16 protein-coding genes are annotated in these 16,293 nt (G+C 66.9%); 14 read left to right on the top strand and 2 right to left on the bottom strand.

The features are described 5' to 3' along the window. Together GPA22_RS19745 and GPA22_RS19740 are read right to left on the bottom strand one after the other, a co-directional pair. On the bottom strand, positions 1-1,342 hold a 1,342-nt coding region (locus GPA22_RS19745), incomplete at its 3' end, for a helix-turn-helix domain-containing protein (RefSeq protein ID WP_169257779.1). 43 nt (positions 1,343-1,385) lie between these two features. Beyond that, complete coding sequence (locus GPA22_RS19740; protein ID WP_169257778.1) at positions 1,386-1,604, bottom strand: DNA-binding protein; 219 nt, start codon at positions 1,602-1,604, stop codon at positions 1,386-1,388. Positions 1,605-1,691: 87 nt separating this feature from the next. On the opposite strand from GPA22_RS19740, the gene GPA22_RS19735 reads away from it, so the two are divergent. From GPA22_RS19735 to murC, 14 genes are all read left to right on the top strand, one after another. Continuing rightward, positions 1,692-2,102, top strand: coding sequence for a helix-turn-helix domain-containing protein (locus GPA22_RS19735; protein WP_169257777.1), 411 nt, complete (start codon positions 1,692-1,694; stop codon positions 2,100-2,102). A 55-nt stretch (positions 2,103-2,157) separates the two neighbouring features. Then, positions 2,158-2,880 carry a hypothetical protein gene (locus GPA22_RS19730; RefSeq protein ID WP_169257776.1) on the top strand — a complete coding sequence of 241 codons (723 nt, stop codon included), beginning with the start codon at positions 2,158-2,160 and terminating at the stop codon, positions 2,878-2,880. Beyond that, the gene (locus tag GPA22_RS19725; protein ID WP_169257775.1) at positions 2,861-3,232 is read left to right on the top strand and encodes a hypothetical protein; all 372 of its coding nucleotides are present in this window, start codon (positions 2,861-2,863) and stop codon (positions 3,230-3,232) included. Before GPA22_RS19730 ends, GPA22_RS19725 begins: the two co-directional genes overlap by 20 nt. Before the next feature lie 536 nt (positions 3,233-3,768). Further along, on the top strand, positions 3,769-4,212 hold the full coding sequence (gene mraZ, locus GPA22_RS19720) for a division/cell wall cluster transcriptional repressor MraZ (protein ID WP_169257774.1): 444 nt from the start codon (positions 3,769-3,771) through the stop codon (positions 4,210-4,212). Continuing rightward, complete coding sequence (rsmH, locus tag GPA22_RS19715; RefSeq protein ID WP_169257773.1) at positions 4,209-5,147, top strand: 16S rRNA (cytosine(1402)-N(4))-methyltransferase RsmH; 939 nt, start codon at positions 4,209-4,211, stop codon at positions 5,145-5,147. The genes mraZ and rsmH overlap by 4 nt, the downstream gene beginning before the upstream one ends. After that, on the top strand, positions 5,144-5,410 hold the full coding sequence (gene ftsL, locus GPA22_RS19710; protein WP_169257772.1) for a cell division protein FtsL: 267 nt from the start codon (positions 5,144-5,146) through the stop codon (positions 5,408-5,410). The genes rsmH and ftsL overlap by 4 nt, the downstream gene beginning before the upstream one ends. Then, the gene (locus tag GPA22_RS19705; protein WP_169257771.1) at positions 5,407-7,161 is read left to right on the top strand and encodes a peptidoglycan D,D-transpeptidase FtsI family protein; all 1,755 of its coding nucleotides are present in this window, start codon (positions 5,407-5,409) and stop codon (positions 7,159-7,161) included. Before ftsL ends, GPA22_RS19705 begins: the two co-directional genes overlap by 4 nt. Next, on the top strand, positions 7,158-8,669 hold the full coding sequence (locus GPA22_RS19700) for a UDP-N-acetylmuramoyl-L-alanyl-D-glutamate--2,6-diaminopimelate ligase (RefSeq protein ID WP_169257770.1): 1,512 nt from the start codon (positions 7,158-7,160) through the stop codon (positions 8,667-8,669). The genes GPA22_RS19705 and GPA22_RS19700 overlap by 4 nt, the downstream gene beginning before the upstream one ends. Further along, complete coding sequence (locus tag GPA22_RS19695; protein ID WP_169257769.1) at positions 8,663-10,066, top strand: UDP-N-acetylmuramoyl-tripeptide--D-alanyl-D-alanine ligase; 1,404 nt, start codon at positions 8,663-8,665, stop codon at positions 10,064-10,066. Before GPA22_RS19700 ends, GPA22_RS19695 begins: the two co-directional genes overlap by 7 nt. A 3-nt stretch (positions 10,067-10,069) precedes the next feature. After that, positions 10,070-11,158 (top strand): phospho-N-acetylmuramoyl-pentapeptide-transferase, encoded by a 1,089-nt coding sequence (gene mraY, locus GPA22_RS19690; RefSeq protein ID WP_169257768.1) that lies wholly within the window; start codon positions 10,070-10,072, stop codon positions 11,156-11,158. Continuing rightward, complete coding sequence (murD, locus tag GPA22_RS19685) at positions 11,155-12,552, top strand: UDP-N-acetylmuramoyl-L-alanine--D-glutamate ligase (RefSeq protein ID WP_169257767.1); 1,398 nt, start codon at positions 11,155-11,157, stop codon at positions 12,550-12,552. Before mraY ends, murD begins: the two co-directional genes overlap by 4 nt. Then, the gene (ftsW, locus tag GPA22_RS19680) at positions 12,549-13,781 is read left to right on the top strand and encodes a putative lipid II flippase FtsW (protein ID WP_169257766.1); all 1,233 of its coding nucleotides are present in this window, start codon (positions 12,549-12,551) and stop codon (positions 13,779-13,781) included. The genes murD and ftsW overlap by 4 nt, the downstream gene beginning before the upstream one ends. Next, entirely contained in the window at positions 13,778-14,848 is a 1,071-nt protein-coding gene (gene murG, locus GPA22_RS19675) for an undecaprenyldiphospho-muramoylpentapeptide beta-N-acetylglucosaminyltransferase (RefSeq protein WP_169257765.1), read from the top strand. The genes ftsW and murG overlap by 4 nt, the downstream gene beginning before the upstream one ends. Continuing rightward, positions 14,845-16,260: a UDP-N-acetylmuramate--L-alanine ligase gene (gene murC, locus GPA22_RS19670; protein ID WP_169257764.1), complete on the top strand. Its 1,416-nt coding sequence runs from the start codon at positions 14,845-14,847 to the stop codon at positions 16,258-16,260. The genes murG and murC overlap by 4 nt, the downstream gene beginning before the upstream one ends. Positions 16,261-16,293: the final 33 nt, after the last annotated feature.

Raw genomic sequence — 16,293 nt, 5'->3', positions numbered from 1 at the left:
TGTAGGGGTTGGCGCGCACCACCTGGCGCTGCTCGCTCACCAGCTCGCACAGCTCGCCGCTGGCGGGCAGCTCGGCCACGGTGAAGCGCTGCTGCAGGGTTTGCGTCAGGCGTGAGATTTCCGCGAAAGCGGTCATCATCTCGTGCCACGAATACTCCGAGCCGTTGTCCAGGTAGAGTGTGAGCGGCAGGCCCCACACCCCGCACATCGCGGCAAAGGCGCTCGCCACGTGGGTTTGCCGGATACCTTCGCCCTTTTCCAGCAGCACCAGGCACACGAATAGGCGATTGGTCGCCACGTCGTGCCAGCAGATGGCGCGCGGGTAGGCAATCGAACCGTCCGCGCGAGGGATGGCGATGTCGATCGGGTGCACGTCGCCCACCACCACGTCCATGGGCTTGAGGTCCGCGCGGCTGCGGCGGATGCGCGGGATGTGTTCGTCGAAGAAGCGCTTGGCATCCTTGTCCGCCACCGCCAGCAGGCTGCTCCGACGGTATTGCTCGATGAAAGCGCGCGACAGGCGGCAGGCGGGTTTCATCGTCATCGTCGGCGCATCCCAGCCGGCCCCGCGCGACATCTCTTCGAGCTTCAGGCTGGCGAACTGCTGGATCACCGCCCAGCCGGCCGCGCCCGACGCCCACAGCGAGCGCACGTAGTCGGCGAGCACCTCGGCCACGGCCTGTTTCGACCCCTCGTCGAGCGGGCATGCCTTGTCCCATTCACGGGTGACCAGCACGCGGCGCTTTCCGATGTCGGCGCGTTGGCGCGGCTTGAGTCCATCCACGTGGGCGGCCTCGTAGCGTTTCAACCACTCGTATAGTTGGCTCTTGCTCACCCGCACGGCCTTGCCGTCCGGGCGGGTGTGTTCGCGTGAAAGCACCTCGGCAATCGCGGCCGAGCGTTCCGGCGTGTGCCGTTTCAGCCCGAGAATGGGCCGGATGATGGAGAGCACCCACAGCGCCTTCGCGGACCGCTTGCCGGCGGCTGGGTCGTGGGTGATGACCTGCACGGTGACGGTGACCGCAGGCGCTTCGGGCATCGGCTGGCGGGCGCGGGCTGCAAGCCACTTGGCGTACAGCGGCGCGGGCAGCGACGGGGCGAAGACTTCGTAGCGTTCGCCGGATTTCCCGCCCTGACCAGCTATGGAACGCACCGTCAGTTGGTGCCCATTCCACGTTAAGCCTTCCATCGCCCGCGACAACGCCCGGCGCCCCCGCCGATCGGCAATGCCGGCCAGCGTCGAGAAGTCCTCGACGCTCAGCCATTGCCCGCCACTCGCCACGACGGGCGCGGACACGACGTTGGTCGGCAAAGTGGCTTGGAGCGGGACGGGCAGCATCATGGCGGGCGCGGCGGTAAGGTTCGTCACCGGTATAGCGAACGGCTCACTGTTGCTCGTTCTCTGCGTCGATCACGCCATCCTTGATGCCCAGCAGCACGGCGGCCTTGTGTGCGTCACCGCGCTTGCCCTTGGTCTTGCCGCCGAGCACGGCGAACACGGCTTGGCGGGTCAAACCGCGATCCCGCGCCCACTGCGTCACGTTGATGCCACGCCGCTCGAAGTCGACGCGGACTTCTTCCGCCGTCTTGAGTTGTTGTCCCATGCCTGCCTCTGTCGCAAAATGGATAAAAGCGAACTACTCTGTAAGGCAATGATACACGAAAACTGTATCAGTGCAAATGAGGCGTGTATGGAAGATAAAGATTACGTGGAGCGCGTCCTCCTGAGGCTTAAGGAAGCAGCGGACGCAGCTACAGACGCAGACCTTGCAAAAATGCTGGGTATGTCGCCCCAGGCCTTCAACAATCGCAAGAAGGCCCAGTCCCTTCCTAATTCAGAAATCATTGATTTGTGCAATAAACGAATGATTGATCTGAACTTTGTCTTTAGAGGCGAGAAGGGAGCCGGGACTACCTGCGGTGCGGGAAACGAGACCTTGTATGCCGCAATGACTGAGCTACAAGCTTGGCAGGTACGCGAGCAGCGGTTTCTGCCACCGGAGAAGTTCGTTGAGACTGTGCTCGTGCTCGCGGAGCTTGCAGAGGGCGAGCCCGCCAAGGTCAAGCCGGCAGCAGCCAAAGTGCTGCGACTTGTTGCATGAATGGGCTTCGTGTTTCGCGAGGCCCCGTGGTGAGGATGTTTGGAAAGGGGAGCACATGGAAGACGAGAAGGTTGTGAAGTTGCGCCGAGCGCTGGAAGAGGCCACGCCCGCCAAGCCGAAGGCCCCGCGCCACCGGGCCGTCCCGGCTCAGTCCATTGAGGGCGACAACAACATCCAGGCGGGCGGCGGCAAGGTCGCCCGACAATCCATCAAGGGCAACGGGAACGTCCAGGTCGCGGGCACGGTGGGGAGCATGACCATCCGCACCACCAAGGGGCCGAAGATCGAGATGACCGCGCCCGCCGGTTCCCTCGGCGCGAATCCCGCCTTCCGTGCCCGAATCGAAGGGCTTCTCAAGCAGATCAACGACTACCGCTATCAGCGCTTGGGCAAGGCGTTCAAGTTCGGCGCGCTGTACGGGGACTTGGCGAAAGCCTTCGACCTCGACCCCAAGAACTGGAAGGCCATCTGGCTGTTCGATGAGTCCAGAGCGGCGGAAGTCATCCCCTGGCTGGAAGCCAAGCTCGACAGTACACAGCAGGGGCGCTTGGAGAAGGCGGCAAGGCGCGAGGGCTACGCACATACGCGCGGCCACTTGTTCAGAATCGAGAAGGACTTTCTAGAACAGCTCGGGTGGGATGACGACTACGCGAAGCAGCGGCGCCAGCTCGTCACCGGCAAGACCTCCCGTGCGGACATGAAGGACGTGGAGTTCCGCCGTTGGGTGGATTACCTCCGTAGAGAACTGGAGTCCATGTATGGCGAATCAAAGGATTGACGGCAACAACAACGTTCAGGTCGGGCACGTCGGCGGTGATCTGGTCATCGGCGAGTCGTTCGACCCGCATAATCCCAACCTGATCGCGTGCCCCTCGTGCTGGAAGCTCACCAGCCGCTACGCTGCCCCCTGTCGCTGCGGCTTCCAGGTCGCCGCGCACTTCGCAGCCTTGGCGCGCCGAGAGCGGAAAGAGAAGCTCATTAAGCGCGCCGTCTTGCTATCTGTGGTAGGGTTGCCCGCGCTGCTTGGCTCGACTCACATTGCCAGTACCTTCGGCGGCCCGCTCATGTGGGTCGGCTTGGGCCTGCTTGCCTTGGCATACATGCATGTACAAGCGGCTGACCGATTGTGACTGGCAGGCGCCCGCAATGCGCCCGCAACAGCGCCCGCAAGGTGACGAGAGTGGCCGCAACGTGGCCGCAACAGGGGCCGCAAGGTTGCGCTAATCCCGAATATTTCACGATGCGGGATAGAAACGCGGATTTTTGGGGGTTGGTGTCCAGATATTTTCCCCTATTTGCCACTAAATTCCAGAATTTTCCGGGCGTATTGCATCCTCTAGCTCCGGAATAATTTCATCCCTCCTAATTTACCGTCGCCTCGGCGGTTTTTCCCCACTTCCGTGTGCAATTTCCCACAGTTCCCCACCCCGGGGCCGGGATGCGCCCGAATCTCGCCGTTTTTCTCATGAAGTTGCGCTATCTGCCTTGATTTTTCAGGTTTTATCGCAACGCGCTCGCTGTCTATAAGTCATTGTGTAACAACGGAAAAGTCCGTGACTTCGGCTTGACCCTCAAATTCCTTTACTCTAAAGTGGGTGCGGGTGGTGAAAAGTGGGTCGTGGTGGCATATTCAGGTTGCCTCGACGGGAAAAAGTCAGGGGGGTGAATGTTCCAGGGAGCCGCTGCGCTCAGTCTCGATGCCAAGGGTCGCCTCGCGATCCCCGCACGGCATCGTGACGCCCTCGTTCCCGACGGGGCGCCCCTGGTCGTCACTGCCCATCCTCACAAGTGTCTGCTGGTGTACCCGAAGGCGGTCTGGGATCCGATCCGCGAGCAGGTGGCTGCGATGCCCGGCCTCGACCAGTCCGCCGCCGCGCTGAAGCGCCTGCTGATCGGTTTTGCGCAGGAAGAGGAACTGGACGGTGCCGGGCGCGTCCTCGTCGCCCCGTCGTCGCGCCAGTGGGCCGGCCTCGACAAGCAGGTCTGGCTGGTCGGCCAGGGTTCCCATTTCGAATTGTGGTCCGATGCCGGCTGGCAGAAGCAGCAGGAGGCGATGCTGGCGCTGTCCGCCGGCGCCCTGCCGGCCGGATTCGAGAGTCTGGCGCTGTGAGCCGCCTGCCGCAGCACGTCACCGTGCTCCTCTCCGAAGCTGTCGATGCGTTGGCCGTTCGGCCCGACGGGATCTACGTCGACGGCACGTTCGGGCGGGGCGGCCACAGCCGCGCGATCCTTGCCGCGCTCGGGCCCGCAGGGCGTCTCATCGCGTTCGATCGCGATCCGGTGGCCATCGCGGCCGGCCGGCAGATCGCCGACCCCCGCCTGTCACTCGTCCATGCGCCCTTCAGCGAATTCGCGGCCGAGCTGGACCAGCTGGGCGTGGCGCGGGTGGATGGCGTTCTTCTCGATCTTGGCGTGTCCTCACCGCAGCTCGACGAGCCGGAGCGGGGCATGAGTTTTCGTTTCGATGCGCCGCTCGACATGCGCATGGACACGAGCCGCGGCCAGACCGTGGCGCAATGGCTGGCAGAGGCGTCTGTCGCGCAAATCACGGAGGTGCTCAGGGATTATGGGGAAGAACGGTTTGCTCATGCGATTGCAAAGGCGATTGCAGCTGCTCGGACAGGGGGGGCTGTTGCAACCACTCGACAGCTTGCCGAGATCGTGGAAAAAGCGGTCCGTACACGCGAGCCGGGGCAGCACCCGGCGACCCGCAGTTTCCAGGCTCTACGGATTTTCATCAATCAGGAACTCGAAGAGCTTTCGCTGATCCTGCCGGCCGCAGTGGTCCGCCTGAATCCGGGCGGGCGGCTGGCCGTGATCAGCTTTCACTCGCTCGAAGATCGCATCGTCAAGCGCTTCATGCGTGACGAATCGCGTCCGCCGCAGCTGCCGTCGCGTCTGCCGGTGCGTGCCGCGGATCTGCCCAAGCCGCGGCTGGCGCTGGTCGGCAAGGCGCAGCGGCCGGGCGATGCGGAAGTCGCCGCCAATCCGCGCGCGCGCAGTGCCGTGATGCGCGTCGCCGAGCGCACGGAGGTCCCGGCATGATCCGCGCCGACGCCTTCCTTGTGGCCGTGGCCGTGGCGAGCGCGCTCGGCGTGGTCGCGTCGCAGCACCAGGCGCGCAAGCTGTTTTCCGAGCTCGAGCGCGAGCAGAACCGCGCGCACGGGCTCGAAGTCGAGTGGGACCAGCTGCAGCTGGAACAAAGTACGTGGGCCGCGCATGCGCGGGTCGAAAAGATTGCCCGCGAACGCATCGGGATGCGTCCCCCGGCACCGGGGCAGGTGTTCTCGATCGAGGGGGTGAAATGACCAAACAGCGTACCGTCACGTTCAATCACAACCCGCTGCTGCGGCACGGTCTGCCGACCTGGCGTCCGCGCGCGGTGATGCTCGGGCTGATGGCCTGCTCGCTGGCGCTGGTCGGCCGTGCGATGTATCTGCAGGGCGTCAATAACGAATTCCTGCAGGCCAAGGGCGAGTCGCGCTATGCGCGCGTGCTGGAGGTTCCCGCGACGCGTGGCCGCGTGACCGACCGCCATGGCGACATGCTGGCAGTGAGCACGCCGGTGCGCTCGATCTGGGCCATCCCGACGGACGTGACGCTGACTCCGCCCGATGCCCGCAAGCTCGCCGGCTTGCTGGAAATGGACGTCCAGGAGCTGAACCACCGTCTCGCCGCGGGACGCGATTTCGTGTATCTCAAGCGCCAGGTGTCGCCCGAGACCGCGCAGCAGATCGCCGACCTGAAGCTCGCCGGCATCCACCAGCAGCAGGAATACCGACGCTACTACCCCGGCGGCGAGGTGATGGCGCACGTCCTCGGCTTCACCGGGGTGGACGACAAGGGGCAGGAAGGTGTCGAACTCGCCTTCGAGGCCACCCTGGCCGGCAAGCCGGGTGCGCGCCGCGTGCTGCGCGATCGTCGTGGGCAGGTGATCGAGGACGTCGAGGCGATCCGTGCCCCGCGCGACGGGCAGGATATTGCGCTGTCGATCGACGCAAAGATCCAGTACCTCGCGTACTCGGCCTTGCGCCAGGCGATGCAGACGCACAAGGCGAAGGCGGGCGCTTCGGTGGTGCTCGACGCCCGCACCGGCGAAGTGCTTGCGCTGGTGAATGCGCCGACCTACAACCCCAACAACCGCTCCAACCTGAGTGGGGCGCAACTGCGCAATCGCGTGCTCACCGACGTGTATGAGCCGGGCTCGATCATGAAGCCCTTCATCGTCAGTCTGGGGCTCGAACGCGGCAAGGTGCAGGCCGGGACGATCATCGATACCTCGCCTGGCCGCTTGACGATCGGCAGGGCGACGATCTCGGATTCGCACCGCAACGGCGCCCTGACGGTGGCGCAGGTGATCCAGAAGTCCTCGAACATCGGCACGGTGAAGGTCGCGATGCATTTCACCCCCGACGAAATGTGGCGCCTCTACGATGACCTCGGCTTCGGCAAGCCGCTCAATCTCGGCTTCCCCGGCGAGGCCGGCGGCCGCCTGCGCCCGGCGAAGACGTGGAAGCCGATCGAGCAGGCGACGATGTCCTATGGCCATGGCGTGTCGGTGAGCCTGATCCAGATGGCGCACGCCTATCTCGCGTTCGCGCGCGATGGTGAGCTGGTTCCGCTGTCGCTGACGCGTCTCGATGCGCCGCCCACGGGTGGCAAGCGCATCTTTTCTCCAGCGACTGCGCGCGAGATGCGCGGCATGCTCGAACTGGCATCGGGCCCGGGCGGCACCGCACCGAAGGCGCAGGTCGCCGGCTATCGCGTGGCCGGCAAGACGGGTACCGCGATCAAGCTCGAAGGGGCGCACTACACGAACAAATATGTTTCGTCCTATGTCGGACTCGCCCCGGCTTCCGATCCCCGGCTTATCGTTGCCGTGATGATCGACGAACCTTCTGCGGGACAGTATTACGGTGGCGCGGTGGCGGCGCCGGTGTTTGCCCAGATTACCGAAGGAGCGCTGCGCGCGCTCGGTGTGGCGCCGGATGCCCCGCTGGTGCCGCTGCAGCTTGCACAGAAGCAGGGCCAGGCGGCGCCGGCGCAGGAGAACATGTGAGCGCCGAAGCTGCATCCGGGATTCTCGATCGCCTGAGCCGGGCCGGTGTCTACCCTGCCGGCATCACCGCCGACTCGCGCCGCGTGCAGCCGGGCGACGTCTTCGCCGCGTGGCCGGGCTTCGTCGCCGACGGGCGCCGATTCGTCGGCGCCGCGGTCGAACAGGGCGCGTCGGCCGTGCTCTGGGACGACGCCGACGGTTTCCGCATCGAGGGGCTTCCGGTTCCCGCGATTCCCGTTCCGGCCTTGCGCCGTCTCGGCGGCCATCTTGCTCACCTGATCCACGGGCGCCCGTCCGAAAGGCAGTGGGTGGTCGGCGTTACCGGCACCAACGGCAAGACGACGGTGACACAATGGCTCGCCGCCGCCCTTGGCCGGCTCGGCGAGCGCTGCGGCGTGATCGGGACGCTGGGCAACGGGTTCCCGGGCCAGCTCGCCGATACCCTGAACACGACGCCCGATGCGCTCGAAGTGCATCGCATCCTGGCCGGCTTCCTTGCGGCCGGCGGGAGCGCTGCGACGATGGAAGTGTCTTCGATCGGCCTCGACCAGGAGCGTGTCAACGCGGTGGCTTTCGATGTCGCCGTGTTCACGAATCTCAGCCGCGACCATCTCGACTACCACGGCAGCATGGAAGCTTACGGTGCCGCGAAGGCACGCCTGTTCGCGCTGCCAGGCCTCGGGGCGGCGGTGATCAATCTCGACGATGCCTTCGGACTGGATCAGGCGCGGCGGCTCGCGGCCGCGGGATTGCCGGTGATCGCTTACACGCAGGTCGCGGAACATGCGACGGCCCCCCATGGCGCGCGGGTGCTGAGTGCGCAGGATGTCAGGATGTCGCCGTCCGGCGTGCGTTTCGTGCTGGCATTCGAGGGGGCGCGCCGCGAGCTCGATGTGCGCCTGGTCGGGCCGTTCAATGTCTCGAACCTGCTGGCGGTGGCCGGTGCGCTGCTCGCGCGCGGCCTGCCGCTGGACGACATCGTGCATGCCATCGCGCAGCTGACTCCGCCGGAAGGCCGCATGCAGCTCGTCGGCGGCGTCGGCGAACCGCTGGTCGTGGTCGATTATGCGCACACGCCGGATGCGCTCGCGAAGGTGCTCGAAGCGGTCCGTGCGACCGTGGCGACGCGTGGCGGGCGCCTCGTGTGCGTGTTCGGATGCGGGGGCGACCGCGACGCCGGCAAGCGCCCGCTCATGGGCGACGTTGCGCGCCAGTTCGCCGATCGCGTGATCGTGACCAGCGACAACCCGCGCAGCGAGGATCCGGTAAAGATCATCGACGCCATCATGCAAGGGGCCGGCCCGCAGGCCGATCGCGTCATCGACCGCGCGCAGGCGATCCGCCTCGCGGTGGGCGAGGCGGCGGCCGACGACGTCATCGTGCTCGCCGGCAAGGGGCATGAACCGTATCAGGAGATCATGGGCGTGCGCCTGCCCTTCTCGGATGTCGAACAGGCACGCACCGCGTTGCTCGAATGGAATCGCGTGAAGGGGGCTGGCAAATGCTGAACCTGAGCGACATCGGTGGCTTGCCGGGTTTTCGGGTAGTAAATGGTGACGCCACGTTTACCAGCGTCGGCACGGACAGCCGGCGTATCCGCGCCGGTCAGCTGTTTGTCGCCTTGCGCGGCGAACGCTTCGACGGCCACGATTTCGTCGAGCAGGCCATTGCGGCGGGCGCGGTTGCGGTCATGGTGGATGAGGACTGGGAGCGCGAGCACGGCGATGCCGACATGCCGCGCGTCGTGGTCGGGGACACCCGCCTCGCGCTCGGCGTGCTTGCGGCTCATTGGCGCAGCCGATTCCACATTCCCCTCATCGGCATCACCGGCAGCAACGGCAAGACCACGGTCAAGGAGATGTGCGCCGCGATCATGCGCGCCCAGCTGCGGCACGACGGGCACGCGCCGGACGGCGTGCTGGCGACGGTCGGCAATCTCAACAATGACATCGGCCTGCCGCTGACCCTGCTGGAGCTGCGCGACCACCACCGCGCGGCGGTGATCGAGATGGGCATGAACCATCCGGGCGAGATCGCGTATCTGACGGACATCGCCCGCCCGGGTGTGGCGATCGTCACCAACGCGCAGCGCGCGCACCTGCAGGGCATGGGGTCGCTGGTCGAGATCGCGAAGGAGAAGGGCGCGATCTACGGCGGCCTCGGCACGAACGGCGTCGCCATCGTGAATGCGGACGACGCGCACTGCGCGCTATGGCGGGAGTTCAACCGCGGGCGTGCCGTCGTGACCTTCGCGGCGGGCCATGCCGCCGACGTGACGGCGACGGGGCAGGTCCATGGGCTCGGCACGCACGTAAAGCTGACGACTGCCGAAGGTGGCGTGGAGTTCGAGCTCCCGGTGCCCGGCGAGCACAACGTGCGCAATGCGGCAGGGGCTGCTGCGGCCTGCCTTGCGGCCGGGGCGTCGCATGATGCCGTTGTCGAAGGCTTGTCCGGTTTCAGCGGTGCGCCGGGCCGGCTGCAGCGGCGCGCGGGTCTCGGCGGTTCGCTCATCATTGACGATACCTACAACGCGAACCCCGATTCGGTACGCGCGGCGATCGACGTGCTGGCATCGACGACCGGCCGTACCGTCCTCGTGCTCGGCGACATGGGCGAGGTCGGGATGACCAGTGCGCAGCTGCATGACGAGGTCGGCGGTTACGCGAAGAGCAAGGGCATCGACGAGCTGTACGCTCTGGGTGAGATGAGCGCGGTGGCCGCGCACAACTTCGGCGAAGGCGGGCAGCGTTTTGCGACGGCAGAGGCGCTAATCGCAGCGCTGGCGCCGCGCCTGGATGCGAACACGGTGGTGCTGGTGAAGGGTTCCCGTTTCATGCGGATGGAACGGGTGACGAACGGCCTTGCGGCGGTGCACAATGGCGCCCCCTCACAGGAGTCTCACTAGTCCATGCTGCTCGAACTCGCCCTCTGGCTGGGTCAGGATATCCGCACCTTCAACGTGTTCGGCTACATCACGCTGCGCACGGTCCTCGCGTCGCTCACCGCGCTCGTCATCTCCTTCGTTTTCGGTCCTTCGCTGATCCGCTGGCTCGCGGCGAAGAAGATCGGTCAGGCCGTACGCGACGACGGCCCCAAGTCCCATCTCACCAAGGCCGGCACCCCGACGATGGGCGGTGCGCTGATCCTGATCGCGATCGCGATCACCACGCTGTTGTGGGGCGACCTGCGCAACCAGTACATCTGGGTGACGCTGTTCGTGACCCTCGGCTTCGGCGCGGTCGGCTGGGTCGATGACTGGCGCAAGGTCGTGCATCGCGACCCGAAGGGGTTGCCCAGCCGCTGGAAATACCTGTGGACCTCGCTGATCGCCCTCGGTGCGGCGGTGTTCCTGAGCGTGACCGCCCACGAGCCGGCCCAGACCGAGCTGATCGTGCCCTTCTTCAAGGCCGTGTCCTACCCGCTGGGGATCTACGGCTTCGTCGCGCTCTCGTATTTCGTCATCAACGGCACGAGCCATGCGGTGAACCTCACCGACGGCCTGGACGGTCTCGCGATCATGCCGACGGTGATGGTCGCGGGCGCGCTCGCGATCTTTGCCTACGTGGCCGGTCATGCCGGCTTTTCGAAATATCTCGGTGTGCCCTACATCAACGGCGCGGGCGAACTCGCGGTGTTCCTGGGCGCCCTGTGCGGCGCCGGCCTCGGCTTCCTGTGGTTCAACGCCTACCCGGCGGAAGTGTTCATGGGCGACGTCGGTGCACTCGCGCTGGGCGCCGCGCTGGGCACGGTGGCCGTCGTCGTGCGCCAGGAGATCGTGCTCTTCATCATGGGCGGCCTGTTCGTCGCCGAGACGATGTCGGTGATGGCGCAGGTGCTGTACTTCAAGTTCAGCGGCGGCAAGCGCATCTTCCGCATGGCGCCCCTGCATCACCACTACGAGCTGGGCGGCTGGAAGGAAACCCAGGTCGTGGTGCGCTTCTGGATCATCACGATCATGCTCGTGCTGTTCGGTCTTTCGACGCTGAAACTGAGATGAGCGCTGCAACCGACAAGCTCGTACTGGTTCTCGGGCTCGGCGAATCGGGCCTCGCGATGGCGCAGTGGTGCGCGCGTCAGGGCGCGCGCGTGCGCGTTGCCGACAGCCGCCGCGAACCGCCGGGGCTAACGGTACTCGAGGTGAGCGTTCCGGCCGCCGAGATCGTCCTCGGCGCGTTCTCGGATGACCTGCTCGATGGCGTCGCCCGCATCGCCCTCAGCCCGGGGATCGACGCGCGCACGCCTATGCTCGTTGAGGCGCGGCGCCGCGGCATCGAGATCGTCGGCGAGATGACGCTTCTCGCCGAAGCGCTCGCGGGAGCGGAGCGCGCCCACACCCGCATCCTCGCGATCACCGGTACCAACGGCAAGACCACGACCACCGCGCTGACGGCTGCGCTGTGCCGCGCCGCGGGACTGGACGCCGTCGCGGCGGGCAACATCAGCCCCGCGGCGCTCACGGTGCTGATGGAGCGGATGGACCGTGGTGAAGCACTGCCCGAATGTTGGGTGCTCGAGCTGTCGAGCTTCCAGCTGGAGACCACCGCCGGCCTGAACGCCGAAGGCGCGACGGTGCTGAACGTCACCGACGACCACCTCGACCGCCACGGCGATCTCGACAGCTATGCCGCGATCAAGGCGCTGATCTTCGCAGGCGACGGCGTACAGGTCCTCAACCGCCAGGATGTGCGCGTGCTTGCGATGGCGCAGGCCGGGCGGCGTGTCGTGACCTTCGGCACCGACGCGCCCGCAGGGCCGGACGATTACGGCATCGCAGCGGATGCCGACGGTGCGGCGTGGATGGTCTGTGGCGGGCAGCGCCTGCTGCGCCTCGACGAGCTCCCCCTCGCCGGCGCGCACAACGCCGCGAACGCGATGGCCGCGCTGGCGCTCGCACGTGCGGCCGGACTTCCCTGGCTGGCACTGATCGAAGGCCTCAAGGCGTTCAAGGGACTTCCGCACCGCGTCGAGCCGGTGGCTCGGCGCGACGACGGCGTGGTGTTCTACGACGACTCCAAGGGAACCAACGTCGGCGCGACGCTCGCCGCGCTCGAAGGCCTCGGGCGGCGCGTGGTCCTGATCGCGGGGGGCGACGGCAAGGGACAGGACTTCTCTCCCCTGCGCGACGCCGTCGCGCGCCATGCGCGCGCCGTGATGCTGATCGGCCGCGATGCTGCGCTGATCGATGCGGCGCTGGCCGGTTCGGGCGTGCCCACCGAACGTGCAGCCGACATGGATGCCGCCGTCGCGCGCGCTGCCGCGCTGGCGCAGGCGGGCGATGTCGTCCTGCTCTCGCCCGCCTGCGCGAGCCTCGACATGTTCCGCAACTACGCCCACCGCGCGGAAGTGTTCGTCGCGGCAGTACTGCGGCAGCGCGGAGTGAGCGCGCCATGAAGTTCATGAGCGCCCTGACCGGCTGGATCGGCTCGCGCAGCGCCGGGGGCGTCGGTGCGGACACCAGCCGCGCGGTCAACCGCCTGATGAGTCCGCCCGCGCCCGCGCGCGACCTCGATCCGCTGCTGATCTGGTCGTCTGCGGCGCTCCTCCTCATCGGCCTCGTGATGGTGTATTCGTCGTCGATCGCGATGGCCGAAGGGAGCAAGTTCACCGGCTACCAGCCTTACTACTTCGTCATCCGGCATGCGGTCTTCCTCGCGATCGGCGTCGTCGGCGGGCTGATGGCCTTCCAGGTCACGATGCGCCAGTGGCAGCAGTTCGCGCCGCTGCTCTTCCTCGCCGGCCTCGCGCTGCTGATCGTGGTGCTGATCCCGGGCGTGGGGCGCGAGGTGAACGGTGCGCAGCGCTGGCTGCCGCTCGGTCCCATCAACCTGCAGCCGTCCGAGCTGATGAAGCTCTTCGCCGCGCTGTATGCCGCCGACTACACGGTCCGCAAACTCCCGGACATGGGCAGCTTCCGCCGCGGCTTCCTGCCGATGGCGGTCACCATCGTCCTCGTCGGCTTCCTGCTGCTGCGCGAGCCGGACTTCGGCGCCTTCGTCGTCGTCGCCGCCATCGCGTTCGGCGTGCTGTTCCTCGGCGGCATCAACGTGCGGGTCTTCGTCCTGCTCGCCATCGTCGCGGTGATCGGTCTCGCGCTGCTCGTCTGGCTGTCACCCTACCGCCGCGACCGCCTGTTCGGTTTCATGGACCCGTGGCAGGACGCCTTCGGCAAGGGTTACCAGCTGTCGCACGCCTTGATCGCCTTCGGCCGCGGCGAGTGGTTCGGCGTCGGCCTCGGAGCGAGCGTCGAGAAGCTCTTCTACCTGCCCGAAGCACATACCGACTTCCTGCTTGCGGTGATCGCCGAGGAGCTCGGTTTCGTCGGCGTGCTGACCATCGTCATCCTGTTCGCCATCCTGGTGCATCGCGCGATGTTCATCGGACGCGAGGCGATCAAGCTCGAGCGTTATTTCTCGGGTCTCGTCGCAATGGGGATCGGCCTGTGGATCGGCGTGCAGTCCTTCATCAACATGGGCGTGAACACCGGCCTGCTGCCGACGAAAGGCCTCACGCTGCCGCTGATGAGCTTCGGCGGCTCGGGTATCGTCGCAAACTGCATCGCTCTCGGGATCCTGCTGCGCGTCGACTGGGAAAACCGCCAAGTCATGCGGGGGCGCTCATGAAGACGCTCCTCGTGATGGCGGGCGGCACGGGCGGACACATCTTCCCCGGTATCGCGGTGGCGGAAGTGCTGCGCGCGCGCGGCTGGCGCATCGTCTGGATGGGCAATCCGGACGGCATGGAAGCGCGCATCGTTCCGGAACGCGGCTACGAGACCGCCTGGGTGCGCTTCACGGCGTTGCGGGGTAAGGGGCTCGTGCGCAAGCTGCTGCTGCCGCTGAACCTGCTGCGCGGCTTCTGGCAGGCGCTGCGCGAACTGGGGCGCATCCGCCCCGACGTCGTGCTGGGCATGGGCGGCTACGTCACGTTTCCCGGCGGCATGATGGCGGCGCTCACGGGACGTCCCCTGGTCCTGCACGAGCAGAACTCCGTCGCGGGGCTCGCGAATCGCGTGCTTGCCGGCGTCGCCGACCGCGTGCTCGCGGGTTTCCCGAAAACGCTGAAGAAGGCGGGGTGGGTCGGCAACCCGGTGCGTGCGGACATCGCCGCGGCCGCCGCTCCGGAAGAGCGCTTCGCCGATCGCCGCGGGCCGCTCAAGCTGCTCGTGGTCGGCGGCAGTCTCGGTGCGGCGGTGCTGAACCAGACGGTGCCGCAGGCGCTGGCGCGCATGCAGCCCGCCGAGCGCCCGCTCGTCACGCATCAGGCCGGCGCGAAGCAGATCGACGCGCTGCGCGCCGCCTACGCGGCGGCCGGTGTCGACGGCGAACTGCTGCCCTTCATCGACGACATGGCGACGAAATACGCCGAGGCCGATCTCGTGATCTGCCGCGCCGGGGCGCTAACCGTCGCGGAACTCGCCGCCGTCGGCGCGGCGAGCCTGCTCGTGCCCTTCCCGCACGCGGTGGACGATCATCAGACCGGGAACGCGCGCTTCCTCGCCGATCAGGGAGCAGCCTATCTGCTTCCGCAAACCGAACTCAACGCCGAGCGGCTGGCGGGCATTCTCGCGGGTCTGGATCGTCCGCGCCTGCTCGACATGGCCGCGAAGGCGCGCGCGCTCGCCAAGCCGCGTGCCGCGGAGGCCGTCGCGAAGGTCTGCGAGGACCTCGCGGCAGGGAGAAAGCAATGAAACACAAGGTTAAACGCATCCATTTCGTCGGTATCGGCGGCGCCGGCATGAGCGGCATCGCGGAGGTGCTGGTCAACCTCGGCTACTCGGTCAGCGGCTCGGACCTCGGCGAGAACGCCGCGACGCGCCGTCTGCGCGCGCTGGGCGCCCGCGTGGTAGCGGGCCATGCCGCGGAAAACGTCGCCCAGGCCGACGCGGTCGTGATCTCGACGGCCGTGCGCAACGACAACCCCGAGGTCATCGCCGCGCGCGCGCGTCACGTGCCCGTCGTCCCGCGTGCCCAGATGCTCGCCGAGCTGATGCGCCTCAAGCAGGGCATCGCCATCGCCGGCACGCACGGCAAGACGACCACCACCTCGCTCGTCGCCAGCATCCTCGCCGAAGGCGGCCTGGATCCGACCTTCGTCATCGGCGGCAAGCTGAACGCCGCCGGTGCCAATGCGCGCCTCGGCAAGGGCGACTTCCTCGTCGCCGAAGCCGACGAGTCCGATGCCTCCTTTCTGCTGCTGACCCCGGTGATCTCGGTCGTCACGAACATCGACGCCGACCACATGGACACCTACGGGCACGATTTCGCCCGCCTCAAGCAGGCCTTCGTCGATTTCCTCCAGCACCTGCCGTTTTACGGCGTCGCGGTGCTGTGCGAGGACGACCCGCACGTGCGCTCGATCATGCCACTGGTGTCGAAGCAGATCGTCCGTTACGGCCTGTCCGAGACGGCCAACATCCGCGCCGAGAACATCCGCGCCGAAGGCGGCCGCATGCTGTTCGACGCCGTGCGCGTCAACGGCACGATCAGCCGCCTGCCGATCGAACTGAACCTGCCCGGCCTGCACAACGTGCTCAACGCGCTGGCGGCGATCGCCGTGGCGACCGAGGCGCAGGTGCCGGATGCGGCGATCATCAAGGCGCTGGCCGAGTTCAAGGGCGTCGGCCGCCGCTTCCAGCGCTACGGCGAGATTCCGCTGCGCGGCGAAGACGGCAGCGAGCGCGGCAGCTTTACGCTGATCGACGACTACGGCCACCACCCGGTCGAAATGGCGGCGACGCTCGCCGCCGCGCGCGGTGCCTTCCCCGACCGGCGCCTCGTCCTCGCCTTCCAGCCGCACCGCTACACGCGCACGCGCGACTGTTTCGAGGACTTCGTGAAGGTGCTGTCGACCGTCGATGCCCTGATGCTGGCCGAAGTGTATGCCGCCGGCGAGTCGCCGGTCGTCGCGGCCGACGGACGTTCGCTGGCGCGCGCGATCCGTGTCGCCGGCAAGGTCGAACCGATCTTCGTCGAGGACATCGCCGACATGCCGGCGACGATCCTGTCGGCGGCGCGCGACGGCGACGTGGTGATCACGATGGGCGCGGGCTCGATCGGAGGCGTGCCTGGACAACTGGCCAACAGCGAGGATGTGGCGTGAGCGGTGAAGTGACGGACAAGTACGTGGTCGATC

It is taken from the genome of Aromatoleum toluvorans (assembly GCF_012910905.1).
GTDB lineage: Bacteria > Pseudomonadota > Gammaproteobacteria > Burkholderiales > Rhodocyclaceae > Aromatoleum > Aromatoleum toluvorans.
The sequence above is the reverse complement of the archived record's forward strand: the minus strand, read 5'-3'. Positions and strand labels throughout refer to the sequence as shown.